This is a genomic window from Cryobacterium sp. Sr8, from assembly GCF_004403225.1.
GTDB classification, from domain to species: Bacteria; Actinomycetota; Actinomycetes; order Actinomycetales; family Microbacteriaceae; genus Cryobacterium; species Cryobacterium psychrotolerans.
Genome location: NZ_SOHO01000043.1, coordinates 101644 through 127187, shown reverse-complemented (window position 1 = coordinate 127187; position 25544 = coordinate 101644). Strand labels below are relative to the sequence as shown.

21 protein-coding genes and 3 tRNA genes are annotated in these 25544 nt (G+C 68.5%); 10 read left to right on the top strand and 14 right to left on the bottom strand.

Annotation, left to right across the window (positions count from 1 at the left end):
• Window positions 1-149 precede the first annotated feature (149 nt).
• From E3T54_RS09115 to E3T54_RS09100, 4 genes are read left to right on the top strand one after another with little or no spacing between them, the layout of a single operon-like run.
• Entirely contained in the window at window positions 150-1097 is a 948-nt protein-coding gene (locus tag E3T54_RS09115; RefSeq protein ID WP_134475404.1) for an ABC transporter ATP-binding protein, read from the top strand.
• Window positions 1094-1933 carry an ABC transporter permease subunit gene (locus E3T54_RS09110; protein ID WP_134475403.1) on the top strand — a complete coding sequence of 280 codons (840 nt, stop codon included), beginning with the start codon at window positions 1094-1096 and terminating at the stop codon, window positions 1931-1933. Before E3T54_RS09115 ends, E3T54_RS09110 begins: the two co-directional genes overlap by 4 nt.
• Before the next feature lie 39 nt (window positions 1934-1972).
• Window positions 1973-2929 (top strand): prolyl aminopeptidase, encoded by a 957-nt coding sequence (gene pip / locus E3T54_RS09105; protein WP_134475402.1) that lies wholly within the window; start codon window positions 1973-1975, stop codon window positions 2927-2929.
• Between the two features lie 9 nt (window positions 2930-2938).
• Window positions 2939-3814: a neutral zinc metallopeptidase gene (locus E3T54_RS09100; RefSeq protein WP_092323500.1), complete on the top strand. Its 876-nt coding sequence runs from the start codon at window positions 2939-2941 to the stop codon at window positions 3812-3814.
• A 27-nt stretch (window positions 3815-3841) separates the two neighbouring features.
• On the opposite strand, the gene E3T54_RS09095 is transcribed toward E3T54_RS09100, so the two are convergent.
• The 5 genes from E3T54_RS09095 to E3T54_RS09075 form a co-directional block, all read right to left on the bottom strand.
• Window positions 3842-4603 carry a CDP-alcohol phosphatidyltransferase family protein gene (locus tag E3T54_RS09095; protein ID WP_134475401.1) on the bottom strand — a complete coding sequence of 254 codons (762 nt, stop codon included), beginning with the start codon at window positions 4601-4603 and terminating at the stop codon, window positions 3842-3844.
• Window positions 4604-4614: 11 nt separating this feature from the next.
• Window positions 4615-7464 (bottom strand): fibrinogen-like YCDxxxxGGGW domain-containing protein, encoded by a 2850-nt coding sequence (locus E3T54_RS09090; RefSeq protein WP_134475400.1) that lies wholly within the window; start codon window positions 7462-7464, stop codon window positions 4615-4617.
• A gap of 44 nt (window positions 7465-7508) precedes the next feature.
• On the bottom strand, window positions 7509-8210 hold the full coding sequence (locus tag E3T54_RS09085) for a hypothetical protein (RefSeq protein WP_134475399.1): 702 nt from the start codon (window positions 8208-8210) through the stop codon (window positions 7509-7511).
• 186 nt (window positions 8211-8396) lie between these two features.
• Complete coding sequence (locus E3T54_RS09080; protein ID WP_166784509.1) at window positions 8397-9929, bottom strand: polysaccharide biosynthesis C-terminal domain-containing protein; 1533 nt, start codon at window positions 9927-9929, stop codon at window positions 8397-8399.
• Window positions 9926-10747, bottom strand: coding sequence for a WecB/TagA/CpsF family glycosyltransferase (locus E3T54_RS09075; protein WP_134475397.1), 822 nt, complete (start codon window positions 10745-10747; stop codon window positions 9926-9928). Before E3T54_RS09075 ends, E3T54_RS09080 begins: the two co-directional genes overlap by 4 nt.
• Window positions 10748-10886: 139 nt before the next feature.
• On the opposite strand from E3T54_RS09075, the gene E3T54_RS09070 reads away from it, so the two are divergent.
• Both E3T54_RS09070 and E3T54_RS09065 read left to right on the top strand, forming a co-directional pair.
• Window positions 10887-12182, top strand: coding sequence for an O-antigen ligase (locus E3T54_RS09070; protein ID WP_134475396.1), 1296 nt, complete (start codon window positions 10887-10889; stop codon window positions 12180-12182).
• Window positions 12182-13117: a glycosyltransferase family 2 protein gene (locus E3T54_RS09065; protein WP_134475395.1), complete on the top strand. Its 936-nt coding sequence runs from the start codon at window positions 12182-12184 to the stop codon at window positions 13115-13117. The genes E3T54_RS09070 and E3T54_RS09065 overlap by 1 nt, the downstream gene beginning before the upstream one ends.
• A gap of 53 nt (window positions 13118-13170) precedes the next feature.
• On the opposite strand, the gene E3T54_RS09060 is transcribed toward E3T54_RS09065, so the two are convergent.
• The 8 genes from E3T54_RS09060 to E3T54_RS09025 all read right to left on the bottom strand — a co-directional run bounded on the left by E3T54_RS09060 (window position 13171) and on the right by E3T54_RS09025 (window position 19610).
• Entirely contained in the window at window positions 13171-14130 is a 960-nt protein-coding gene (locus tag E3T54_RS09060; RefSeq protein WP_134475394.1) for a family 16 glycosylhydrolase, read from the bottom strand.
• Window positions 14131-14329: 199 nt separating this feature from the next.
• The gene (locus E3T54_RS09055) at window positions 14330-14785 is read right to left on the bottom strand and encodes an adenylyltransferase/cytidyltransferase family protein (protein ID WP_092323487.1); all 456 of its coding nucleotides are present in this window, start codon (window positions 14783-14785) and stop codon (window positions 14330-14332) included.
• A gap of 32 nt (window positions 14786-14817) precedes the next feature.
• Entirely contained in the window at window positions 14818-16365 is a 1548-nt protein-coding gene (locus E3T54_RS09050; protein WP_134475393.1) for a sugar transferase, read from the bottom strand.
• A gap of 392 nt (window positions 16366-16757) precedes the next feature.
• Window positions 16758-17399, bottom strand: a complete 642-nt coding sequence (locus E3T54_RS09045; RefSeq protein ID WP_134475392.1) for an acyltransferase — start codon at window positions 17397-17399, stop codon at window positions 16758-16760.
• The gene (locus E3T54_RS09040) at window positions 17399-19027 is read right to left on the bottom strand and encodes a sugar transferase (RefSeq protein WP_241977145.1); all 1629 of its coding nucleotides are present in this window, start codon (window positions 19025-19027) and stop codon (window positions 17399-17401) included. Before E3T54_RS09040 ends, E3T54_RS09045 begins: the two co-directional genes overlap by 1 nt.
• A 250-nt stretch (window positions 19028-19277) precedes the next feature.
• Window positions 19278-19350, bottom strand: a tRNA-Phe gene (locus E3T54_RS09035).
• Between the two features lie 68 nt (window positions 19351-19418).
• Window positions 19419-19492, bottom strand: a tRNA-Asp gene (locus E3T54_RS09030).
• 45 nt (window positions 19493-19537) lie between these two features.
• Window positions 19538-19610: transfer RNA gene (locus E3T54_RS09025), tRNA-Glu, on the bottom strand.
• A 259-nt stretch (window positions 19611-19869) separates the two neighbouring features.
• Between E3T54_RS09025 and E3T54_RS09020 the strand changes: the two genes are divergently transcribed.
• Window positions 19870-21237: a M23 family metallopeptidase gene (locus E3T54_RS09020; RefSeq protein ID WP_241977144.1), complete on the top strand. Its 1368-nt coding sequence runs from the start codon at window positions 19870-19872 to the stop codon at window positions 21235-21237.
• A 96-nt stretch (window positions 21238-21333) separates the two neighbouring features.
• On the opposite strand, the gene ppa is transcribed toward E3T54_RS09020, so the two are convergent.
• Window positions 21334-21825, bottom strand: a complete 492-nt coding sequence (ppa, locus tag E3T54_RS09015) for an inorganic diphosphatase (protein ID WP_092323482.1) — start codon at window positions 21823-21825, stop codon at window positions 21334-21336.
• 47 nt (window positions 21826-21872) lie between these two features.
• On the opposite strand from ppa, the gene tilS reads away from it, so the two are divergent.
• The 3 genes from tilS to ftsH all read left to right on the top strand — a co-directional run bounded on the left by tilS (window position 21873) and on the right by ftsH (window position 25543).
• Window positions 21873-22913, top strand: a complete 1041-nt coding sequence (gene tilS / locus E3T54_RS09010) for a tRNA lysidine(34) synthetase TilS (RefSeq protein ID WP_134475389.1) — start codon at window positions 21873-21875, stop codon at window positions 22911-22913.
• Entirely contained in the window at window positions 22894-23466 is a 573-nt protein-coding gene (gene hpt, locus E3T54_RS09005) for a hypoxanthine phosphoribosyltransferase (RefSeq protein ID WP_134475388.1), read from the top strand. Before tilS ends, hpt begins: the two co-directional genes overlap by 20 nt.
• 73 nt (window positions 23467-23539) lie before the next feature.
• The gene (gene ftsH / locus E3T54_RS09000) at window positions 23540-25543 is read left to right on the top strand and encodes an ATP-dependent zinc metalloprotease FtsH (protein WP_134475387.1); all 2004 of its coding nucleotides are present in this window, start codon (window positions 23540-23542) and stop codon (window positions 25541-25543) included.
• Window position 25544 lies beyond the last annotated feature (1 nt).

Genomic DNA, 25544 nt, shown 5'->3' with positions numbered 1-25544 from the left:
GCGCCCGCCCGCCTGCCGGGGCAGGCTACCATCCCCGCCCCGGCCTCCCCTCGGCCGGCGTTCGGGTTGCGGCGGTAGTGTCGAGGCTGGTCAGCCGCGCGCCGATCGCCACGCCCACCGCCCCCACTGATAGACGAACGAGGACAGCGATGATCCAGGCACAATCCCTGACCAAGCACTACGGGAGCAAGACGGCGGTCGACGCGGTCGACTTCACGGTGCAATCCGGCAAGGTCACTGGTTTCCTGGGGCCGAACGGCGCGGGCAAGTCCACGACCATGCGCATGATTGTGGGGCTGAGCCGCCCCACCGCCGGGTCGGTCACGGTGAACGGCAAGCACTACCACGAGCACTCGGCCCCGCTCCGCGAGGTGGGGGTCCTCCTCGACGCCAAGGCCGTGCACACCGGGCGCTCGGCCTACAATCACCTGCTCGCCATGGGCGCCACGCACGGCATCCCGGCCCGCCGGGTTCGGGAGGTCATCGAGCTGACCGGCCTCGAGACCGTGGCGCGCAAGCGTGTGGGCGGATTCTCCCTCGGCATGGGACAGCGCCTGGGCATTGCCGCGGCCCTGCTCGGCGACCCGGCGACGCTCATCCTCGACGAGCCGATCAACGGCCTCGACCCCGAGGGCGTCCAGTGGGTGCGTCGTCTCGTACGCCATTTCGCGGCCGAGGGCCGGACAGTGCTGCTGTCCTCGCACCTGATGAGCGAGATGGCGCTCACCGCCGACCACCTCATCGTGCTCGGGCGAGGCCGCGTGATTGCGGATGCCCCGGTGGCCGACATCATCGGAGCCGCCACGCGCAGCACGGTGCGGGTTCGGAGCCCTCACGCCGGCCACCTGTCCACCCTGCTCACCCGGCCGGACGTCACCGTCACCGTCCTGGAGCCGGACGCGCTGGAGATCGTCGGCATCGCCGCGTCGGAAATCGGCGATCGGGCGGCCTCCGCGGGCATCGTGCTGCACGAGCTGACCCCGCTCTCCGCCTCCCTCGAAGAGGCGTACATGACCCTCACTCAGAACGAGGTGGAGTACCGCACGGCCGGCTCCCCGGATTCCAACGCGCCCGAACTGCAGGAGGCCGCACGATGAGCACCACGACCGCACCCCCGGCAGCGCCCTCCGCCGCACGGCTGCCGACCGCTTCCGGCCTGACCTTCGCCGGCATCCTCCGCTCCGAGTGGATCAAGCTGCGTACGGTTCGCTCCACCTCGTGGTCGTACGCCATCGTCGTGGTCATCTCGCTCGGCATGGCGGCGATCATGTCCCTCGCCCTGGACCTGCCCGGCGGGGCGGACTTGCCGGCGGCCCTGCAGACCAGCTTCGTCGTGCAGGCCTCGACGTTCGGTGTCTTCTTCGGCCAACTCGTCCTCGCCGTGCTCGGCGTGCTCGTCGTGAGCGGGGAGTACTCCACCGGAATGATCAGGTCGACGCTCACCGCGGTGCCTCGTCGGCTGCCCGCGCTCTGGGCGAAGGCGACCGTGCTGTTCACGGCCACCGTGCTGGTCGGCTCCGTCGCCAACGTCGGATCGTTCCTGGTGGCCGCGCCGATCCTGGCCGGGAAAGGGATCCACGCGAGCCTGTTCGACGGCGCCGTGATCATCCCCCTGCTGGCCGGCGCCCTCTACCTGGCCCTGGTGGCCGTCTTCGCCCTCGGCGTGGGCGCCATCCTGCGGAGCAGCGCCGGCGGAATCGCGGCGACCCTCGGGATGCTCCTGCTGCTGCCGATTGTGCTGTCGATGATCCCGGCCACCTGGGCGACCGATCTGATGCCGTATCTGATCTCCAACGCCGGCGCCGGCATGATGGCTTCGGGCGGGCCTGCTCCGGCGATCCTGGAGCCGTGGCAGGCGCTGCTCGTCGTGCTGGGCTGGCTGGTGGCGAGCCTGGCCGGTGCGGCCCTGCTGCTGAAGCGTCGCGACGCGTAGCGGCGGGCAAGCAGCAGCAGCGGGCAATAGGCTCTTCCCATGCGAGAGTTCTATCCCGAAATCGAACCGTACGAGACCGGCATGCTTGACGTGGGGGACGGCCAGACCCTGTACTGGGAGGCATCCGGAAACCCCGACGGCAAGCCGGCGGTCTACCTCCACGGCGGCCCCGGAGGCGCGTCGAGCGCCAAACAGCGCCGCGTCTTCAACCCGGAGAAGTACCGGATCATCCTCTTCGACCAGCGCGGATGCGGCCTGAGCACGCCGCATGCGAGTGAGCCGGCCGCGGACCTCGAGGCGAACACCACCTGGCACCTCGTGGCCGACCTGGAGAGGCTCCGCGCGCACCTCGGCATCGACAGCTGGCTGGTCTGCGGCGGCTCGTGGGGCAGCGCCCTCGCCCTGGCCTACGCACAGACCCACACAGAGCACGTCACCGAGCTCGTCGTTCGCGGCATCTTCACCCTGCGCCCAGTCGAGCTGGACTGGTTTTACGAGGGCGGCGCCGCGGCGATTTACCCTGACCTGTGGGAAAGCTTCCTGGCCCCGGTGCCGGTCGACGTACGCGGCCACCTGATCGAGGCCTACGGCCGACTGCTGAACGACCCGGACCAGGCCGTTCGCGAACGCGCCGGCATCGCCTGGTCCACGTGGGAGTCGTCCACGATCACGCTGCTGCAGCAGCCGGAGACGATCGCGCACTTCACCGAGCCCGCTTTCGCGGTTGCGTTCGCCCGGATCGAAAACCACTATTTCCAAAACGGCGGCTGGTTCGAGCCGAACCAGCTGATCCGGGACGCGGGCAAGCTGAAGGACATCCCCGGGGTGATCGTGCAGGGCCGCTACGACATGTGCACCCCGGCGTTCACCGCCTGGGAGCTGCACAAGGCGTGGCCCGAGGCCGAGTTTCAGATGATTCCGGATGCCGGCCACGCCTTCGACCAGCCCGGCAACCTCGACGCCATCATCGCGGCGACCGACCGCTTCGCGGCGTAGCCTGTCCAGATGACGTTCAACGACAATGCCAACATCGGCGGCGGCAGGGCGAGCAAGCGCGGGCGCAACACCGGCATCGCCGTCGGTGGAGGTGGCCTGGGCGTCGTCGCCCTGATCATCCTGTCGCAGATCCTCGGCGTCGACCTGACCGGACTGGTCGGCGGCGCCGGACCGCAGCCCACCGGCTCCTCCCTCGAGAACTGCCAGACCGGCGCCGACGCCAATGCCGACATCGACTGCCGGATGAAGGGGGCTGCGGCTTCGCTCGACTCCTACTGGGCCAACGAGCTGCCCGCACTCGGCGTGGACTACCAGCCGCCGCAGGACCTCTCGCTGTTCACCGACAGCGTCAGCACCGGCTGCGGCGGCGCCTCGAGCGCGACCGGCCCGTTCTACTGTCCGCCCGACGCCACGATCTACATCGACACGGCGTTCTACGACGAACTGCGCACGCGTTTCGGCTCCTCCGGGGGGCCGCTGGCCGAGATGTATGTCGTCTCGCATGAGTGGGGCCACCACATCCAGAACATCACGGGGGTCCTCGAGAAGTCCCAGGACGGGCGCACCGGAGCCGGCTCCAACGCGGTTCGCGTCGAGCTGCAGGCCGACTGCTACGCCGGCGCCTGGGCCGGCTCCGCATCGACGACGGAAGATCCGAGCGGAGTCCCGTTCCTCGAGCCGATCACCCCGGCGCAGATCCGGGACGCGCTGAGCGCCGCATCCGCCGTCGGTGACGACCGGATCCAGCAGGCCACGCAGGGCCAGGTCAATCCGGAGGGCTGGACGCACGGTTCGAGCGAGCAGCGGCAGCGCTGGTTCATGACCGGTTTCGAGCAGGGCGCGGACGGCTGCGACACGTTCGCACCGGGCGACGCCGCGCTCTGAGCGCCGCAGAAACCGAGGAGCCGCGGTTCAGTGCTTCCGCAGCACGGTCAGCCGCACGTACTTGCGGCGCATGGACACGGCCGCATGGACGGTGTTGGCCAGGAACATGGCCGCGTAGACCCACACGAAGATCGACGGCATCCCCCAGAGCAGGAAGATCCAGCACAACGTTCCGTTATCCGTCGGTATTAAGAGGAGCGACTGCCTGATCCCGGAAGCATCGGACCGAGGTGCGGCCGCGCCGGAGAGCTGCTCGGCCAGGATCTGGCTCATGAACTGGCCGACGCTGACGAGGCAGTAGCCGATCGCGATCAGCAGGGGCCAGATGCCGATCCCCGGCACGGCGCTCAGCCCGATCAGGGTTGCCAGGTGCAGCGCAGGGGTGCGGATCGCGTCGACAACATGGTCGAGCCATTCGCCGGCAGCGCTCCCGCCGCCGCCGAGCCGGGCGACCTGCCCGTCGGCGGAGTCGAGCACGTAGCCGGCGGCGAGCAGCACCCCGACCGCGACTCCGAGCGGGGCGGTCGTCGGCACCGTGACCATGAGCGCAAGCGCGACGAAAGACAGTGCCGCGGATGCCGCCGTGACGGCGTTCGCCGACCAGCCGGCGGAATATGCGGCCGCGGCCGCGAACCGGGCGAGGCGCCGGTTGACCCAGCGAGTATAGGCCGGCACCCCGCTTGCCGGCTTCTGGGCCGATCCGAGCCGGGCCAGGGCCAAGCTGAACCGTCTGTCACTCCCGGCGCTGGTTTGAGCCGCCTCGAAGGTGGATGAGTGGGCGTGGGACATCCGGGGACCCTCTATTTCACGACGGCCGACAGCTCGAAGCTGGCGCTTGGTGTGGCCCGGTAATTTGAGTGGACCTCCGCGGTGATCACATTGGTGCCCGCGACGAGGTCAGAGCCGGGGACCTGGACGACGACCGGGTTGGCCAGGGCAGTGCTCGCCGAGATGGCCGAGATGGCATAGGTGCCGCTCGTCACGGTGCCGGACGGCATGTTCACCCGGGTGATCTCCACGCCGTTCAGGTACACGACGATGCCGTCGTCTGCCCGCGTCGTCACCTCGACCGTTCCGACCTGGGCCGGATCGGCGACCGTGAAGGCCTTGCGGTAGTAGGACGTGAGCGGCTTGGGGGTCGCGGCGGTCAGGGTCGTCCCCAGGGTCGCCTGGCCCCAGCCGAGAGGCGCGGGGCCGGTCGGCCAGCTCGATGCGTCATACGTCGGCGCTTGCCAGCCCGGCGCCGGGTCGGTCGCGGAGTAGTAGTAGCTCCAGGAGCTTCCCGCGCCGATCAGCGTTGCGTCCGCGGGCGGCGGCGGAGGCGGCGGCGCAGCCGTGTCGGCCGTGACCGCCGCGGTGCTGGCCGAGCGGTTGCCGGAGGGATCGACGGCGCGAACGAAATACTTCGTCCCCGCCGGCGCGGCCGGAACGGTCAGCGATGTCGACGTGGTCGCCGCGATGACGCGGTCCTGACGCAGCACCTGGTACGTCACGGAACCACGGTTGTCCGTCGAACCACTCCAGCCCAGCACGTCACCCCCGGCGGTCACCGCGGCAGTGAGCCGCGACGGGACGGTGGGCGCCTCGGTGTCGTTATGGGCGAAGCGCACGAAACCGCCCGACCACTGGGACACGAACCCGGCCTTGAACGACTTGTTGTAGTCGCCGCCGAACCAGGTGGTCCCGGTCGAGTCGTTGAACAGGGCCCATGCCCCGGCGCCGGCGCGCTGGCTCACGATGGGGCTGAAGGCGTTGAGGTACTTGCCCGTCGCGTTGTCCCAGGCCCCGGCGCTGCTGATCTTCGATGCCTGGGTCCAGCTCGTGCCGATCGTCGGATACCTCCGCGCCCCGGAGTAGTTCGAGTGGAAGCAGTGGCAGCCGCCGTAGACAACGGATCCGTCACTGGAGATCGCCTGGAAGTCACCTCCCGATTTGGTGATGTTGGTGCTCAGCTCGGACATCGCCGTGCGGTCGTAGCTGTACAGCATGTGGTTGGATCCGCCGATCCACACCCTGTTGCCGACCTCCTTGACGGCCTGCTGGTAGTTGGTCGGACTCGAGAAGTCGATGGTCCACGGCACCACCCTGGCGTCCGAGGTTGTGATCACGGCGCCCTTCACGGCGGTTGTGGTCTTCGACGTCGTGAAGTACCCGGCGTAATAGGCGCGGTCTCCCCGGGCCGAAGCGTCGAGCGAGATCACGGTCCCGTTGAATTCCGGGTTCCAGGTGCGGTCGGGGGTGCCGCTGTTCGCGGCCATCCGGCCCGCGGACCGCACGTACGTCTGGGATGTCGCGGTACCTCCAGTTATGTGGGTGAAGGCCCCGCCGACATAGAGCCAGTTGTCCTGTACGTCGAGCGAACGAACGACGGGCACGCCGCCGGAGATGTTGTTGAAGATTTGCGTGGTGTAGCTCGCATCGGTGGCCCCCGTGTTCGGATCGAGCACGACGAAGGCGGCGCGGGAAGCCCCGTTCACCGTGCTGAAGTAGCCGCCGACGGCCAGGCGTCCGTTGGGCAGCACGGCGAGCGCCTTGACCTGGTTGTTGAAGGTCGGCCGGAACGAGGAGATCCATTCCCCGGTCCGCACGTCGAAGGCAGCGAGGTAGGACTGCGTGACCTTCCCGCTTCCGGCCGAGGTCCGCTGTACCGCGAGGAAGTTCCCGCCGACGTAGATGATGCCGTTTCCTTCCGCGAAGGCGGAGACCTCGTTGCTGCCCTCGGTCGTGGACGGCCCGGCGCCCAGCCCGGTGACTCCCCAGACGGTTGGCGCGGCGAAGCTCTGCGCCACCCCCGCGTTTTCGGACTGCACGGTGCCCGAGTCGGGGATGGCCGAGAAGGTGGTGGAGCTCAGCAGCTTCGGCCTCAGGTACACCTGCGTGAACGGGCGCGGATTGGGGGCGGTCGAACTCGGTGCCCAGAGGTAGCTGCTCGCACTGGTCGTGCCGCGGGAGGCCGTGCCGAAGCCGAAGCCGGGCTTCCAGCCCTGCTTGACGGTCGTGATCGTCTCGATGCGCTCCAGGCCGGTGCCGGATCCGAAGGCCGACGTTTGGCCGCCGGTGCCGGAGGCCGCGCCGATCTTCCAGGAGCCGAGGCGCTGCTCGTTGTTGAACAGCCAGGACCAGTCGTCGCGCGGCGAGGAGAACGTGAATGTGGATTCCTGCCAGGCGGTCCCGGAGACGTTCGTTGCGCGCCGCAGCCGGACCCCGTCCGAGAGAGACGTGACGGCGGCCCCATTCAGGAGCGCTCGGATCACGGCGGCCGAAAGCTGGGCCGGGGCGAAGGCGGCCTGCCCGGTGATGGTTCCGCTCACGGTGGCCGGGCTGCCCTTGCCCTCGTCGGACTGAGACCAGTCCTCCCGGCCGCGTCCGACGAGCACCCAGCCACCCCCGCTGGTCGACTGGTCGCAGTAGAAGCGGTCCGGAGCCCCCAGCGCGGGCGTGCCCAGCCAGTAGACTCCGCTCGGAGCGGAGGGAGTGACCTGCTTGATTTCCCAGCAGGATGCCGCGGCGCTCGCTGCCGTCAGCCCGTTGGGCACCGGCAGGCTCGCGGCATTCGCGGCGGTCGGCGTCAGGACGGACGCCAGCAGGACGCCGGCGGTGAGCCAGGCGGCACGTCGCGTGGCGGCGGGTCCGGTAGCTGAGCGCTGCATGTCGGTTCTCCTCGTGAGTGATGGGGTTGGCCGTGATCGACGCATCAGCAGGCCGGGTCGTCCGGGAACGTCCGGGCCGTGATGCGCCACGTTCCGCCGTCCTGCTGCAGCGAGTAGATGTTCAGGGCGGCGTGCGCGGCAGCCGGATCCGTGCCGGCCAGCGGCCGGCCGTCGGCATCGAGCGTCACGACCTTGCTGGAGTCGACGCAGGCCTGTGCGACCGCCGTCGGGGGCGTCGCGGTCAGGTTGGTGCTGATGATGGTGACGGATTTCACGCTGGCCTTGCCTCGTTGCGTCCAGCCGTTCGACTCCAACTCCTGCTGCTCGTTCTCGAGCTCGTCGACGATCGCGCCCCTGGCCACGGCGGACAGCTTGGCACCCAGGCTCCTGGACGTCGGATCAATGGCTGCGACAGAATCCAGGAATCCCTTGACAGCCGATGTCGCCAGCTCCTTGTTGAGGGCTCCCAGCGGGGCGGTCTTCGGGGCCCCGGGAGGCGTCGCGGTGGGGGACGGGGCCGCCGGGGCGGCCGCGCTGATCGTGCCGCCCTCCGCCGCCGCCGGAGGCGCCGCTTTCTCGGCCGCGCCCGTCGCCGGGGCGGGCAAGGAAGCCCAGGCTGCCAGGCAGAGCGGAAGTGTCACCGCGGCCGCCAGCCCGACAAGCATGGCTCGGCGCCGTGAGCGGGGCGGCCGTCGCTCGCCCGACGGCTCGCCGCCGGGCCGGGGGGCGTGCGTGGACTTCGTCATGACGGACTCCCGGGTGCGGGAGCGCACGCAAGCGCAAGGGTCGGGTTCACTGGATCATCTCCTGCATTTCGGGTGTACAGGTTGGTTCCCACGTCAGCCGGGTGCCTCCGGGGGTGGGAGAGCTCCGACTACGTCGCACAGTACCCCGAGCGAACACTGAAGTGAACCCCCCGCATTCGGCTGGCATCACTTCACCGGGGCCCGGCGGCGTGCGAGGAGCGCCAGGTCATGCAGCTGCAACCTCCGGCGGTCCAGGGCGCACCAGCCGAAGAACAGTGCCGCGCACAGGGGGAGGGCGATGAGCAACGCGGCCAGGGTGTCACCGACCGTGAGCCGCAGGGCCAGGGCCGGGATGCCGACCGTGATCACCGGCACCATGAGTGCGTACGCCACGGCGCGCGCATCCAGCCGGATGCCGATGAACCGTCGGACCTCCACGGTCGCGAGGGCGGCATCGATGAGCATGCTGAGTGCCCACGAGATCGCGGCGCCATTGATGCCGATGAGCGGCACGAGCACGAGGTTCCCGGCCACATTGACGACGAGCACGATTGCCTTGTTGAATGCCGCCCAGCCGCTCCGCCCGCTCATCAGGAGCACCGACTGCACGTTGCCGGCCGTGAAGCTGATGATTCCGCCGGCGCACAGGATCATGAGCGCCGTCGATCCTTCGGTGAAGCCTGGTCCCAGCAGCTGGAGGACCACCGGCGCGAAAACGGCCAGGACGAGGTAGATCGGTGTGCCGAACAGCACGAGCCAGGTGGCCGCCACCCGGTAGAGCGCCTGGACCTGGGCGACCTTTTCCTGGAACAGGAGGGTGCTGAATCGAGTGGACACGACGAGGCGAAGTGCCGTGTCGATGATGAGTCCGGCGGCCACGAAACGGCTGGCGCCGCCGTAGACACCGGCCGAAGCCGACCCGGCAAGGATGCCCACGAGCACAACGTCGAGCCAAATCACCGACTGTTCCAGGCCGGCCGACAGCGTTCGAGGCAAGGCGTAGGACACGATGCCCTTCCGCAGGGAGGGATCAGGGCGCCAGAGCCCGCGCACCCCGGCCGCCCCTTCGTGACGGCGAACCTGGACCCGCAGCACGAGGGCGGCGGCGATCAGGGCGACCGGGAGCGGGGCGGCCCAGGCCAGGGTGACGGCAACGAAGGATCCGCCGCCGGCAGCGACCAGCCAGACGACGATGGGACGCACTACGGGAAGGCCGATGCTGCCCACGCTCACGTACGGCAGGACGCCGCCCAGACCCCGGGTGGCCGCAAGCCCCACCAGCAGGAGCGCCGCGACCGGAAGGAACCATCCGGCGACGGCCACGGCATCCGCCACGTCACTGGCGTGGGAGTCCCCGGTCAACGCGAAACCTGGCGCGAGGATCACGGTTGCCGCGCCGCAGAGGACGCCGGCGGCTGCCGTCGCCGCGAACATGACCGTCAGCGCGCTGCGGATCCGTGCCGGATCGTGCGCGACCAGGCGGGGCATGATCCACACGGCGGCGGAATCCATGCCGGCCCTGGCCAGGCTCAGCACGATCGAGAAGACCGCGATGGCCTGCAAGACCACGCCCGAGCCGGTGTCGCCGAGCGTGCGGGCCAGGACGACCATCAGCACGAAACCCATCACAGCGCTTGTGGCCGCGCCGGCGAAGCCCGCGACCGCGCCCCTGGCAAGGTTGGTGGAATCGGTGGCGACGAGCTGCGTCCTGCTGCTCACGACACCGTGGCCCGTCGGTGATTGCGCAGGATTTCCAGGCCCAGTCGGAGCAGGAAGGCGGGATTGCCCAGCAGGTATCGCTTCGCGAGTCGTCGCGGTTCGATCATGAGGCGCCACAGCCATTCGAGGCCCGCGCCGATCATCCAGGCGGGAGCGCGCCGGTGTGCCCCGCTCGTCCAGTCGAACAGGCCGCCGCAGGTCAGCACGACCGGAACGGTGAGCTCGCTGCGATGGCTGGAAACCCAGCGCTGCTGGAGGGGATCGCCGAGCCCGACCAGAAGGATGTCGGCCCCCGACTCGTTGATCTCCCGCACCAGCCGGTCCATGTGCTGCTCCAGCACGAAGCCGTCGTGCGTATCGATCAGAAGCCCAGGCGACCCGGCTGCCAGGCGGGCGGCGGCTCGCTCGGCGACCCCGGCCTGCCCCCCGTACAGGAAGAGTTTCTTTCCCTGCTGCGCGCACGCCGCGGACAGCGGGTAGATGAGATCGGTCGTGGCGACGCGCTCAGGGATGATCCGGCCGAGGAATCGCGCCGCCCAGACGATCGACTGACCGTCCGCGTAGGTGAGGTCGGCGGAGGCCAGTACACCGCACAGGACCCGATCCGCGGCAGCCTGGTTGCACACATCGGCATTGACGCCAACGGCGACGTGGACCGTGGTGGAATCCGTCCACCGCAGGATCGTCTCGACGACCTCCGCCATGGTCAGGGTGTCGACGGCCACGCCGACGACGTCGACGCGGCGTGCGGTCGACAGGCCGCCGGAGGGGACGGGTCGGTCGGGGGTTCCGTCGGCTGGTAGGTGAGCTATCCTCATGCTGCACACACTGGCACAACAGGGCGGGGGCACCTACCCCCGTTCGGGGTTCAATCTTGTGCCGCGTTGCTACCTATACTGAACGCGCGTGACATGGCAACCGGCGCATCGGCTGGGCCGACCGGAGAAGGAGCAAAGTATGCGGGCACTCGCTCCGGCCACGCTGGGCTCCGACGTTGTTCTGCGGCAGCCCCTCCCGCGCTGGCCGTTTGCGGCCATGTTCGTGCTGTTCCCGGCCTGGTGGCTGCTCGGCCTCGGTGAGGCCGTGTGGATAGCGCTGGCCGCCGTGATGCTCTTCCTTCTCGTTCGCCGCGGTGGCATCAGTTTCCCGCGCGGGCTCGCCATCTGGCTGTTCTTCCTGGTCTGGATGGGCATCTCGGTGATCGGAATTGACACCGGTGATCGCCTCGTTGGGTTCGCCTATCGCGCCCTGCTCTACCTGAGCGTCACGATCATTTTTCTCTACGTCTACAACGCCGGGGCCTCGCTCACAACGCGGTACGTCCTCGGCGTGTTGACCGTGTTCTGGCTTGTCATCGTCGCGGGTGGGTATATCGGCGTGATCTTCCCCCTGTTGTCGATCCACACGCCGCTGGGCCTCGTGCTCCCGGCCCCGATCAGTTCCAACGAGATGGTCCAGGACATGATCGTCCGGCGGGTCTCCCAGTACAACCCGGACGGATGGGCCAAGCTCGATCCCCGGCCCAGCGCCCCGTTCCTCTACACGAACGGCTGGGGCAACGCCTATTCCATGCTCCTGCCCATCGTGATCGCCTACCTCGTCGAGGTGCGGGGGGAGCGGCGGTTCTGGTGGCTCCTCCTGGCCATCCCGGTGTCCCTGGTGCCGGCCTTCCTCACCCTCAACCGGGGGATGTTCCTGGGGCTCGGACTCGCGCTGGTCTACGTGGCCGTTCGCCTGGTCATCCGCGGCAACGGCAAAGCGCTCCTCGGCCTGCTCGCGCTCGCGGCCGTCGTCGCGGTCGCGTTCGCGACCCTGCCCATCGCCGAGCGACTCACCCACAGGATCACGGCCAGCTCGTCGACCGAGGACCGCGCGAACCTCTACCAGGAGGCATTCGACCGCACCCTCGATTCGCCCTGGCTCGGCTACGGGGCCCCGCGCCCCTCCGAAAAGGATGACGCGCCATCCGTTGGCACCCAGGGCCAGATCTGGATGGTCATGTTCTCGCACGGGTTCCCCGGGGTGGTTCTGTTCATGGGGTGGCTGGCCTGGGCCTACATCAGGTCGATCCGCGAACGTGACCCGGCAGGCCTGGCCCTCAACACCGTGCTGCTGGTCGTGCTCGTCGAGTCGCTCTACTACGGGATCATGACTGCGGGACTTGCGATCGCCATGATCGCCGCGGCGCTGACCATGCGTCCGGATGTCCTGCCCTCCGGTCTGCACAAGCACCGGTTGGGAAGGTTCGTCTGATGCCGGCGCAGTCGAGTGCGACGTTACCCAGCGTGAGCGTCGTCATCGCGACCCGCGGGCGGCCCGAGCTGCTCCGGTCGGCGGTGCGGGCCGCACTCGGACAGGAGTACGCGGGCGAGATCGAGGTGATCGTCGTCTTCGACCAGGTGGCTATCGATCCCCTCGAGGATGTCGTCGTGCCGGCCGGTCCGCGAGCGCTCCGCACGATGTCGAACGACCGCACGCCGGGACTGGCCGGGGGCCGTAACACGGGGATCCTCGCCGCCGGCGGAGAGCTCACCTCATTCTGCGACGATGACGACGAGTGGCTCCCCACCAAACTGATCAGGCAGGTCCAGGCGTGGCGAGAGGACCCGGCTGCGGTTCTCGTGGCCACCGGCATCCGCATTGTGACGCCAGGCCGGACGGTCGATCGGCTGCCCCCCGAACGCACGGAATTCGCCGCCCTGTTGGCGTCGCGGATCACCGAAATCCACCCGTCCTCGTTCCTGCTCCGGCGTGCCGATCTGCTCGGCCGCATCGGCCTGGTCGACGAGGTGCTGCCGACGTCCTATGGGGAGGATTACGACCTTCTGCTCCGGGCCACCCGCGTCGGCCACATCCTGGGAATACGGGAGCCGCTGGTCATCATCCATTGGAACCGAGCCTCGTTCTTCTCGGGGAAGTGGCAGGGGATCGCGGACGGACTCAGCTACCTGCTCGACAAGCATCCGGAATTCGCCGGCAGCGCCGCCGGGTCAGCCCGGATCGAGGGCCAGATCGCCTTCGCGCTGGCCGCCCTCGGGCAGCTGGCCGGCGCGCGCAGCTGGGCCGGTCGCGCCATCCGGCACGACCGCTCCCAACTGCGCGCCTACGCGGCGATGGCCATCGCCGCGCGCCTGGTGCCCGCCGGGCCGCTGGTCAACGCCGTCAACCGCCGCGGCCGCGGCCTCTGAGGCGCGGCCGCTGCGACTGCGTCGGCGCTTCTGAACGTCGGCGCTTGCGCACGTCAGCGCCTGAAGACCCTGACGTAGTCGACCTGGTAGTTCGCGGGGAAGGCCGTGTTGGCATCGGGCGAGCCGGGCCACGTGCCGCCGACGGCCATGTTGAGCCGGAGGTAGAACTTGCCCACGAACGCCTTGTCAATCCACGACGTCGTGCTGAGGGTGCGCGTGTAGGTCAGCGTCCCGTCGACGAACCACTTGATCGAACCCGGCGCCCATTCGACCGCGTAGTTGTGGAAACCATCGGCGAAGTTGCCGCTGGCGAGCTTGTGCACATGGGACTGCTTCCGGTGGGTTCCCACGTAGTCGTAGTGGATGGTCTGGGAAACCTTGTCGGCGCTGTACGGGTCGCTCTTGCCGGTGCCGATCAGCTCGAGGATGTCGAGCTCGCCGATCCCGCCGGCGGCCGGGCGCATCCAGTAGGCCGGCCACAGTCCCTTCGAGGTTCCCTGTGTGGTCGGCATCTTCGCGCGGATCTCGAACCGTCCGTACTGGAAGGCAAGCTTGTTCTTCGTGTGCAGCATGGCCGAGGTGTACGTGCGCCCGGCGGGGAAACGCGTGTCGCGCGTGCCGCACGTGATCGGAGTCGCCTCTTTGCGCGCCGCGATCGTGAGGAGGCCGCTGGATACCTTGACGTTCTGCGGCCGGTCCATCAGGCAGGCGAGCTCCTTGTTCCCGTCGCCGTAGGTCGATCTGTTCGCGACGTTCCATACGGCGCGATTGAGCGTGGTGCCGGAGAACTCGTCGGCCCAGGCCAGCTTCCATCCGGCCGGGGCGGTCGCGGCCGAGGCGAGGCTCACCGTCGGCTGGGCCGCCGGTGCCGCCTGGGCGGGGAGACTCACGGCCGACAGGGCCAGAACCGTGAGGGTCGCTGTCGACACTCCGATCGTTCGTGCGACGCCGCGGCGCCCGTCCGGGGTGCTGCCGGGCGCCCTCCGGGAGCGCGTGAATCCGAATGGTGACATGAGTCACTCCTTGCCGCTGTTGTGAGTAGGTGGTGAGCGGCAGAGCAGTATGCATGACAAGCGGGTATGGCTCGGTGGCTACATAAGATTTGGAACGCCCAGGACAATCGTCACACGGACCAGTAGCTGAGCGTTAGTCAAGTATTCCCCCTCTGGGGGGACTCTCAGGTTGGTGCGGCGGGCGCCAGGGCGCCGACTGCTAGCGCCGGCGCACCGCCTCGGCCTCGCGCGGGGGCGCCGACAACGCGTCGAGCGCGTGGCGGAGCGCGGTGCTCGAGGTGCTCATCGTGTAGGGGAAGTAGACCACCTCGACACCCACCTCGGCGAACGCTTGCTCGAGGCGCAGCCCCCGTTCGGTTCCCTTCCAGTCGTCTCCCTTGAAGTAGATATCGAAGTGCACCGAACGCCAGGTGTCCAGCTTGTCCAGAAAGGTTTCCTCCACGGCCTCATCAACAAACGAGACGTGGCGCACGATTTCCAGCCGCTCCGAGAGGGGGACAATCGGGCGCCGGCCTTTGACGAGCTCGAGAAGTTCATCGGACACGACTCCCGCGATGAGGTAGTCGCACTGGCTCTTGGCATGCTTGAGGATGTTCAGGTGGCCGACATGGAACAGGTCGAAGGCGCCGCCGGCGTAGCCGATTCGATGTGACATGTGTGCTCCTTGGGATCGGGTGAGGGGCATGATCAGTACGCCCCCGTCGGGCGGAGGACGACCTTGACGGTGCGCCACAGGATGAGCAGGTCTCCGGGGAGGGACCAGTTTTCGACGTAGAACAGGTCGAGCCGTACGCTCTCGTCCCAGGACAGGTCCGAGCGGCCGTTGACCTGCCACATGCCGGTCAGCCCCGGTTTGATGTAGAGACGGCGATGTACATGTCGCTCGTAGCACTCCACCTCGGTCGGCAGCGGCGGGCGCGGGCCCACCAGGCTCATGTCCCCGACGAAGACGTTCCAGAGCTGGGGCAATTCGTCGAGGGAGTACTTGCGGATCACGCGCCCCACCCGGGTGATCCTCGGGTCATGGCGGATCTTGAACAGCGCACCGGATGCTTCGTTCAGTTCGCGGAGGCCGGCCAGGTCCTCCTCCGCGGTCCGGACCATCGAGCGGAACTTGACCATGGTGAACGTGCGCCCGTTGCGGCCACAGCGCTCCTGCAGGAACAGCGCGGGACCCGGGCTTTCGACTCTGACCAGGATGCCGATCGCCAGGAGCAGGGGCAACAGCACGAGGAGCCCCAGTCCGGAGGCCACCAGGTCGAGCATTCGCTTGAGTGCGTGCCTGGCGCCATCGAAGTGCGGGATCTCCACGTGGATCAACGGCAGGCCTTCAACCGGACGAAAATGGATGCGGGGTCCGGCGACATCCGTCAACCGGCTCGACAGCACCAGCTCGGCCGAGGTGCCTTCCAGGTCCCAGGCGAGGTTGCGGATGTACTGGCTTCCGCCCTCGGGGGCTCCGGCCACGATCACGCTGTCGACACCCATGCTCGCCGCCGCGCTCGCGACCCGGCTCAAGTCGGCGACGACGGGCACCTCGTGCTGCCCGGCCATCACCGCGGGGCCGCCGTCGCTCTCCAGCGCCGCACCCACCACGCAGTAGGCAGCGCCGGACTTGGCGTCGATCTGGCCGATCACGTAGTCAACGTCCTCGCGTTTGCCGACCACGATGACCCGCGAGAGATAGTGTCCGAAGAGCCGTTGGTGCAACAGCCATTTTCGCCACAGCCAGCGTTCGAGCGTGAGGGCGGCCAGGCCGAGGGGCAGGGCGACGAGGAAGTAATCGCGCGCGGAGTGGACCTGGAAGAGCAGGAAGCCGATCGCGAGCAGCCCGAAGGCCAGTGCGCTCGCGTTGATCACCCGCTTGTACTCGGTAGCGCCGACCCCCACGACTCGCGAGTCCCTGGTGTGGAACGTGCCGAGGGTGAGGATCCAGGTGGCGATGATGAGCAGGGAGACTCCCCAGTACTCGGCGTGCTGACCGAGGTCGGCCGCGGAAGCGCCCTCGGAGCCCAGGTGCGCAGCCAGCCCCGTTGCGACGGCGGCCGCGATGACCCCGGCGTCGGTCAGGAGGAGCGTGGTCCGGTATCGCCTGGCCCAGGCCAGTCCGGAGGAGTGCCTGTCGACGCTGCGGGCCGGACTCGGAGGCGCCTCGCTGTCCACGAGCCTCAGTCGCGGGATGTGCCAGGCCGGCGCCGCCGTGATGAACGGAAGCCGGGGCTTCGGGTCGGTCATCGCGCCCTCACCGTCCCCGCCGCGAGGCGCAGCGAGGCGCCGTGGGTGCCGGAGCGGGTGCTCCCGCCCGGGCGGGGGCTGGATCCACGGGGTCGACGAAGAGTCGACGCAAAAGCGACGTATTCACGGGCATTCCCTGCATTTCGGGTTTACAGGTCAGTGTCTTGTTGTGCAGACCTGATGAATTCTCAGCTCTGCACACGGCGAACATACCCCGATCGGGGGGAGCGGCGCTGTAACCCCTACGGGGGCCAGGTGGGGGAGTCCCCGGAGCGTGGGTGCACGCCCCGTTCGGGGGCGCGACGGTGCCCCCTGTGTGTGCCGCAGGTCGTGACCGCCTGGCCGCCGATTGAGATCCTGGTGGTGGTCGTCATTGCGCCGTCGCCCGGTGCTCAGGTATGACTGAGCACACCCTTGTTCTCCACGTACCGCTCTCCGGTGGCGGGGCAGACGTACGTCCCGTCGCCTGCGTCCTGCAAGCGGGCGCCGCTGCGGCCGACCCAGCCGATGCGCCGGGCGGGAACCCCGGCAACGAGCGCGTAGTCGGGCACGTCCCGTGTCACCACCGCGCCGGCGGCCACCATCGCCCAACGTCCGATGGTGAGGGGCGCGACGCAGACCGCACCGGCGCCGATGGAGGCACCCGTGCGCACCGTCACGCCGACCATTTCCCAATCGACGGCTGCCTTCTGGGTGCCGTCGACGTTGACCGCGCGGGGGAAAAGGTCGTTTGTGAACACGGCAGCCGGTCCGATGAAGACCCCGTCCTCGATGAGGGCCGGCTCATAGACGAGCGCGTAATTCTGCACCTTGCAGTTCTTGCCGAGGATGACTCCCGGCCCGACGTAGGCACCTCGCCCGAGGATGCAGCCCGGGCCGAGTCGAGCGTACTCGCGGACCTGCGCGAGGTGCCAGATCACGGTGTCGGGTTCGATGATCGCGCTGGGGTCGACGTCGGCCGTCGCCGCAATCCGTGGCGGATGGCCGGGGTTCGGGGTCGCTGCTGTGCCCGGGCCGGCAGTCAGATTGCTCATCAGTACGCCCCCACCGGATTGATGACGACCTTGAAGGTGCGCCAGATGATCATCAGGTCGCCCGTGAGCGACCAGTTCTCGACGTAGTAGAGGTCGAGTCGCACGCTCTCCTCCCAGCTGAGGTCGGAGCGGCCGTTGACCTGCCACATTCCGGTGAGCCCCGGCTTGATGTAGAGGCGGCGGTGAACGTGGTTCTCGTAGCCGCGTACCTCGGCGGGCAACGGCGGGCGAGGGCCGACCAGGCTCATGTCCCCGACGAGCACGTTCCACAGCTGGGGAAGCTCGTCGAGTGAGTACTTGCGCAGCACCCGGCCCACCCGGGTCACGCGCGGGTCGTCCTTCATCTTGAACAACAGTCCGGAGCCCTGATTGAGATCCCGAAGCACCGACAGGTGGTCTTCGGCATTGTGCACCATCGACCGGAATTTGAGCATCGGAAAGGTGCGGCCGTTACGCCCGACCCTTTCCTGGCGGAAGATGACCGCCCCGGGGCTCTCTGCCCGAATCGCGATCGCCACCGCGGCCAGGAGGGGCATCAACAGCACGATCGCCACGCCGCAGACGGCAACGTCGAGGGCTCGCTTGAGCACGTGCTTTCCGCCTTCGAACTGGGGGATCTCCACGTGGATGAGCGGCAGGCCTTCGACCGGGCGGAAGTGGATGCGGGGGCCGGCAACATCCGTCAGCCGGCTCGAGAGCACCAGCTCGGCGGATGTCCCCTCCAGCTCCCAGCCCAGGTTGCGGATGTAGTGGCTCCCACCCTGGGGATGCCCGGCCACGATGACGGTGTCGACCCCCATGGCCGCCGCGGCTTCGGCCACGTGATCGAGGTCGGCAACGACCGGCACCTCATGGTCGCCGGCGTTGACGGTTCCCCCGGTGCCCTCCTCGAGCGCGGCGCCCACGACGTGATACGCGGCGCCGGATTTCTCATCGATCTGATTGGCCACGTACTCCACGTCATCGCGTTTGCCGACGACGATCACCCGGGCCAGATAGTGGCCGAAGTGCCGCTGGTGGAGAAGCCATTTGCGCCAGAGCCAGCGCTCAAGCAGGAGTCCGACGACGCCCAGGGGCAGGGCCAGGATGAAGAAACCGCGGGCTATATCGACCTTGAACACGAGAAAGGCGATGGCGAGCAGCCCGAAGGTGAGCGCGCTCGCGTTGGCGACCTGCTTGTATTCCGAGGCCCCGATCCCCACGACCCGGGAATCCCGGGTGTGGAGCGCACCGAGCGTGGCGACCCAGGTGGCCGCGATCAGGAGGGCCACCGCCCAGTAGTCCGCGCGGAGGCTTCCGATGGAAGCCTGGGCGCCCTCGACACCGAAGCGTGCGACCAGGGCCACCGAAACGGCCACCACAATGATGCCGACGTCCGTCACACGAAGCCTGGCCCGGTACTGCCTGGCCCAGCGGAGTCCGGAGGCCTGGGCGTCCACGGACGGCCGGGGCGCGAGCTCGGTGGCGGGGTCGACGAGCCTCAGCTTCGGGCGACGCCCGAGGGGCAGAGGGCCGATCACCGGCAGGCGCGGCGTGGGATCGGTCATCGCGCACTCACCGCCCGGGGGCGGTCGGGTGCGCACGGTCGACGGAGGGGTCGACGAATTGTCGGTGGTGTCATCGGTCATTCCCTGCAGTTCGGGTTACAGGTTCAGGTGCGGGCGTGTGGGACCTCGCGGTCCATCGGGCGAGAGCTTCGGGGACTCACGCCGGAAGCAGCCGGGGAACATGACAGAAACTCAGCTGCTCACGTGCCGAACATACCCCGAATCCGCGGGGACGTGCTGTAGCCACTTCGGGGGCGAGTCTCGCCCGGACCGGAGCCGCCGCGGGCACAAAAAAGGCCACCCCCGAGTAGAAGCCTGGGAGTGGCCTTCGTGGCCCCGACCGGCGTCGATCCGGTGACCTTTCGATTTTCAGTCGAACGCTCTACCAACTGAGCTACAGGGCCAGAAAGAGACCTCGAGAGGTGACTTTCTAAGGCAAAAGCCCTTCCTTTCGAAAGGGCTTGTTGCTTTGCGACCCTGACCGGACTTGAACCGGCGACCTCCGCCGTGACAGGGCGGCGCGCTAACCAACTGCGCTACAGGGCCTCGTTATGAGAACCATTTTATAGTGTATTTCTATTTTCAATTGTGTAGCCCCAACGGGATTCGAACCCGTGTTAACGCCGTGAAAGGGCGCCGTCCTAGGCCGCTAAACGATGGGGCCGTGTCGTCACGAACCGCATGACTTCCGACGAGTAAGCATACGTTCCGGATGCTCGTTTGCCCAAATCGAGTCGCACACGGCGCGCCGCGCTTCCCACCGCGCCCGCGAATGGTCGCGGTTTCGCCGGTTCCGCGGGTTAGATTCGGGTCCGGCACTCGGTCCGGCGCCGGGCTGGGTACCGGACGCGGGACCGGTTTGTTACTGTGAACGGAGTTAACACAGTGACGTATGTGATTTTTGAGCAGTTGATCGGGGAATTATGAAGCGCACGAGAACTGCGATCGAGTCCGGGCCCGCGGCGCGCCTGATCGGCCGCCGAAGCGCAGCGCGGGCCGGGGTGACCAGGCGCCGCATCATGACCGTCATCGGATTCACCGCCGCACTGGTCATGGCCGTGACCCTGGCCAGCCCGGTCGCTCCGGCCCAGGCCGCCAAGTACCCGAGCTGGCAGGACCTGCAGAACGCGAAGTCGAACACCTCCGCCGCGCGGGCCCAGGTGGCCGAGATCAGGAGCCTCATTGCCGGCCTGCAGACGCAGGTCGCGGAGACCCGGGCGGCATCCGATGCGCGTGCGGCCGAACTCGAAGTCGCCCAGGACGACCTGGACGAGGCCACGCGTCGCGCCGAGTCCCTCCAGGCGCAGGCCGACGAGAGCAAGAAGACTGCGGATGCCGCGACCCGGCAGGCCGGCCAGCTGGCCGCCCAGCTCTACCGAACCGGCGGCACCGACCTCAGCGTCAACCTGTTCCTCGAGGGCGAGGCTTCCGGCAAGGGCGCCGACGAGTTGCTGTCGAAGCTGGGCAGCATGAGCAAACTGGTCGAGCGCAGTGCGGATATTTACGACCAGGCCCAGACCGCCAAGAACACGGCCCAGGCGCTGGGGGACCAGGCGAAGGTCGCGAAGGCGGAGCGGGAGAAGCTCCGCCGTGCCGCCGAGGACGCCCTCGTCGCGGCCCAGGCCGCGGCGGACGCCGCGGCCGGTGCGCTGGCCGAATCCGAGGACAAGGGCGTCGAGCTCGCCGCGCAGCTGACGTTCATGCAGGACACGGAAGCCAAGACCGCCGAGGGCTACCGGGCCGGCGTCGCCGAGCGCAAGCGCCTGGCCGCGATCGAGGCCGCACGGGTCGCCGCGGCGCGGGCGGCCGCGGCTGCTGCGGCAGCGGCAGCCGGCGGAGGCGGCGGTTCAAGCGGCGGCGGTGGAGGCGGCGGAGACTGGGTTTCGCCCGCGTACGGCCGGATCACCGCCGGGTACGGGCCGCGCCCGAGGATCTGCAGCAGCGGAGGGTGCAGTTCCAGCTACCACTCCGGCACCGACCTGGCCACGGGCTGCTACGCTCCGATTTCCGCGGCGCACTCCGGCCGGGTCGTTTACGCCGGCCGGCTCGGCACCTACGGCAACTACGTGCTCATCGACCACGGCGGCGGCGTCTCGACCGGCTACGCGCACATCCGCGACGGCGGAATCTTCGTCCGCAACGGCCAGCGGGTCGGGACGGGACAGGCAATCGCGAGCACGGGAAGCACGGGGGCGTCCACCGCCTGCCACCTGCACTTCGAGGTGCGCGTCAACGGCGGCCGCATCAACCCCGTGCCGTTCATGGGCGCCCGCGGCGCCTGGCTCGGCTGACCTGACGCCCAGGTTGAGTTGCGGACAAAGACCCTTCAATTTCCGAACGAAGGTTCTTTCTCCGCAACTCAGCCCGAGGCGCGATGGTGAGAGGGGTTAGTGCCCCTCGGCGGCAAGCTTCGCGATGCCGTCGATCACGATCTGCTCGGCCTCGGCCGCGTCGCCCCAGCCCTCGGTCTTGACCCACTTGTTCGGTTCGAGGTCCTTGTAGTGCTCGAAGAAGTGCTCGATTTCCTTGCGGGTGTACTCCGGGATGTCGGTGACGTCCTGGATGTGCGCCCAGCGCGGGTCGCCGGCGGGGACGGCGATGACCTTGGCGTCGGAACCGCCGTCATCGGTCATGTTGAACACACCGACGGGCCGAACCGACACTCCGACGCCGGGGAACAGCGGGTAGTCGAGGAGCACGAGCACGTCGACGGGGTCGCCGTCAAGGCCGAGCGTGTTCTCGAAGTAGCCGTAGTCGGTGGGGTACATGAAGCTCGTGTAGAGCACCCGGTCCAGGTACACGCGCCCGGTCTGGTGGTCAACCTCGTACTTGTTTCGGCTCCCGCGGGGGATTTCGATGACTGCGTCGTATTCGGCCATGGCCTGATATCTCCTCGGTGGTCTAAGTCTGCGGATAACGTTACTGGATGGAGTCTGCACAGCGCCCGCGGTTGTCCCCGGCGATCGCCGATGTGCGCCGAGCGGTACGCGGCCTGCTTCCAGCGGACGGGCTGGTGCTGGTGGGGCTGAGCGGCGGCGCGGATTCCCTCGCCCTCGCCGCGGCCACGGCCTTCGAGGCGCCCCGTGCGGGCCTCGGCGCCGGCGCAGTCATCGTGGACCACGGCTTGCAGCACGGGTCGGCGGAGGTGGCGGAGGCCGCGGCGCGCCTGGCCCGGGAACTCGGCCTCGGCCCGGTGCTCGTGCTGCCGGTGACGGTCCAGGCCGAGGGTGCGGGGGAGGGGCCGGAGGCTGCGGCGCGCTCGGCCCGGTACGCCGCCTTCGGCCGGGCGCTCGCGGAGACCGGTGCACGCCACATCCTGCTCGGGCACACCCTCGACGACCAGGCCGAGACCGTGCTGCTCGGGCTCGCCCGGGGATCGGGTCCGACGAGCCTCTCGGGCATGGCCGCGCAGAACGGCCCGTACCTGCGTCCCCTGCTCGGCATCCGTCGCCGGCAAACCCGCCAGGCCTGCCTCGACGCGGGCCTCGTCCCCTGGGAAGACCCGCACAATTCCGATCCGCGCTACGGGCGCGTTCGCGTGCGCGACACGGTGCTGCCGATCCTCGAACGCGAGCTGGGTCCCGGGGTCGCGGGCGCCCTCGCCCGGACGGCCGATCAGCTCCGGGAAGACGCCGAGGCCCTCGACGCGCTCGTGCGTGAACTCGCCCCGGAGATCTGCGAACCGGCCGAGGCCGGGATCGCGATCTCGGTGGCCGCGCTCGCGGCGAACCCGCCCGCCCTGCGGCAGCGGATCATTCGCTTCGTGGCCGAAAGCGAGTTCGGCGTCTCCCTCGAACGTGTCCACACGCTCGCCGTCGCCCGCCTGGTGACCGACTGGCACGGGCAGGGGGCGCTCGACCTGCCAGGCGTTAGAGTTGTCAGGCAGCACGGCTGGCTGATTCTCAGCAGACCCGGACACGCTCACAGCAAAGGACCTTCTCGCTCCCATGGAACCTCGCGACATTGATGGCGACCTCACCGAAATCCTGATCGAGGAGGAGCAGATCCGCGATCGACTCGCCGAGCTCTCCCGGCGGATCGAGGATGACTACGCGGGCAAGGACCTGCTGCTCGTCGGAGTCCTCAAGGGCGCCGTGATGGTCATGGCCGACCTGGCCAGGGAACTCAAGCACCCCATCGCGATGGACTGGATGGCGGTCAGCTCCTACGGCTCCGGCACCGCGTCCAGCGGGGTAGTGCGCATCCTCAAGGACCTGGACACCGACCTGACCGGGCGCCACGTGCTCATCGTCGAGGACATCATCGACTCGGGGCTCACCCTGTCCTGGTTGCTGGCCAACCTGAATTCCCGCGGTCCGGCATCCGTTGAAATCTGCGCCCTGCTCCGCAAGCCCGAGGCCGCGCGGGTCGAGATCGACGTGAAATACGTGGGTTTCGAGATCCCGAACCAGTTCGTCGTCGGCTATGGCCTCGACTACGCGGAGAAGTACCGCAACCTGCGTTCGGTCGGCGTGCTGGCCAGCCACGTGTATGCCGTGGTCGAGCCGGCCACCGCCTGAAGCGACCGATCAGTTCACCTTTAGGCGAACACACGGCCTTTGCCCAGTGCGTGCGCGATAGCCTGTGAGCATCATGAACGTCAAGAAGCTTCTGCGCGGGCCCATTCTCTACATCGTCCTGGCGGTTATCGCCGTCTGGGTCGGGTCGAGCCTGATCACCATGTCCGGATTCCGCGAGGTCTCGACCCAGGAGGGACTCGAGTTCCTGAAGGACGGGAAGGTCGCCGAGGCGAAGATCGTCGACGGCGAGCAGCGGGTCGACCTCACCCTCACCGAGGCCGACGGGGAGCTGGGCAAGGAAGTCCAGTTCTACTACGTCGCCCCGCGTGGCGAGGAAGTCGTGGCGGCGGTGACCGAGGCGAACCCCACGAAGGGCTTCACCGACGAGGTGCCGCAGCCGAACTGGTTCCTCTCCATGCTCGGCTTCCTGCTGCCCCTGCTCCTGATCGGCGCGTTCTTCTGGCTGATGCTGTCCGGAATGCAGGGCGGCGGCAACAAGATCATGCAGTTCGGAAAATCCAAGGCCAAACTCGTCTCCAAGGAGAGCCCGCAGGTCACCTTCGCGGATGTCGCCGGAGCCGACGAGGCAATCGAGGAACTCGAGGAGATCAAGGACTTCCTCAAGGAGCCCGCGAAGTTCCAGGCCGTGGGCGCGCGAATTCCGAAGGGCGTGCTGCTCTATGGCCCTCCCGGCACCGGTAAGACGCTGCTCGCCCGAGCCGTCGCCGGCGAGGCCGGCGTGCCGTTCTACTCCATCTCGGGTTCCGACTTCGTCGAAATGTTCGTCGGCGTCGGCGCGAGCCGTGTTCGCGACCTGTTCCAGCAGGCCAAGGAGAACGCCCCCGCGATCATCTTCATCGACGAGATCGACGCCGTCGGCCGCCACCGCGGCGCCGGCATGGGCGGCGGACACGACGAACGCGAACAGACTCTCAACCAGTTGCTGGTCGAGATGGACGGCTTCGACGTCAAGGCCAACGTCATCCTGATCGCGGCGACGAACCGCCCGGACATCCTCGACCCCGCGCTGCTGCGCCCGGGCCGCTTCGACCGCCAGATCGGTGTCGACGCCCCCGACATGCTCGGCCGCAAGCACATCCTCGAAGTGCACGCCAAGGGCAAGCCGATGGCTGCCGGCGTCGACCTCGAGGTGCTCGCCCGCAAGACGCCCGGCTTCACGGGCGCCGACCTGGCCAACGTGCTCAACGAGGCCGCGCTGCTCACGGCGCGCTCCAACGCCCAGCTGATCGACAACCGCGCCCTCGACGAAGCCGTCGACCGGGTGATGGCCGGTCCGCAGCGCCGCAGTCGCGTGATGCGCGACAAGGAAAAGCTGATCACGGCGTACCACGAGGGCGGACACGCGCTCGTGGCGACCGCGATGCGCAACACCGACCCGGTGACCAAGATCACGATCCTGCCCCGCGGCCGTGCCCTCGGCTACACGATGGTCATGCCCACCGAAGACCGCTATTCCGTCACCCGCAACGAACTGCTCGACCAGCTGGCCTACGCCATGGGCGGCCGCGTCGCCGAGGAGATCATCTTCCACGACCCCACCTCCGGCGCCTCCAACGACATCGAGAAGGCCACCGCCACCGCGCGCAAGATGGTCACCGAGTTCGGGATGAGCGCGGCCGTCGGCCCGATCAAGCTCGGCCAGGGCTCGGGCGAGGTCTTCCTCGGCCGTGACATGGGTCACGGGCGCGACTACTCCGAACGGATGGCAGAGCGCGTCGACGAAGAGGTCCGCCAGCTCATCGAGGACTCGCACGACGAGGCCTACGAGGTGCTGGTCACCAACCGCGACATTCTCGACAAGCTGGCCGCCGAGCTGCTCGAGCACGAAACGCTCGACCAGACTGCCCTCGCCGCGATTTTCGCGAACGTCGTCAAGCTGCCGCCGCGCCCGCAGTGGCTCTCCAGCGACAAGCGCCCCGTCTCCGATCGGCCGCCGATCGCGATGCCCGCACCGAAGGTTGCCCTCGAGGGCGCCGCGGCGTCGACGGACGCCGGCGAAGGCTCGGGCAAACCCAAGCGCGAGCCCACCCGCGCCCCGCGCCCCGCGACCGCCTAGG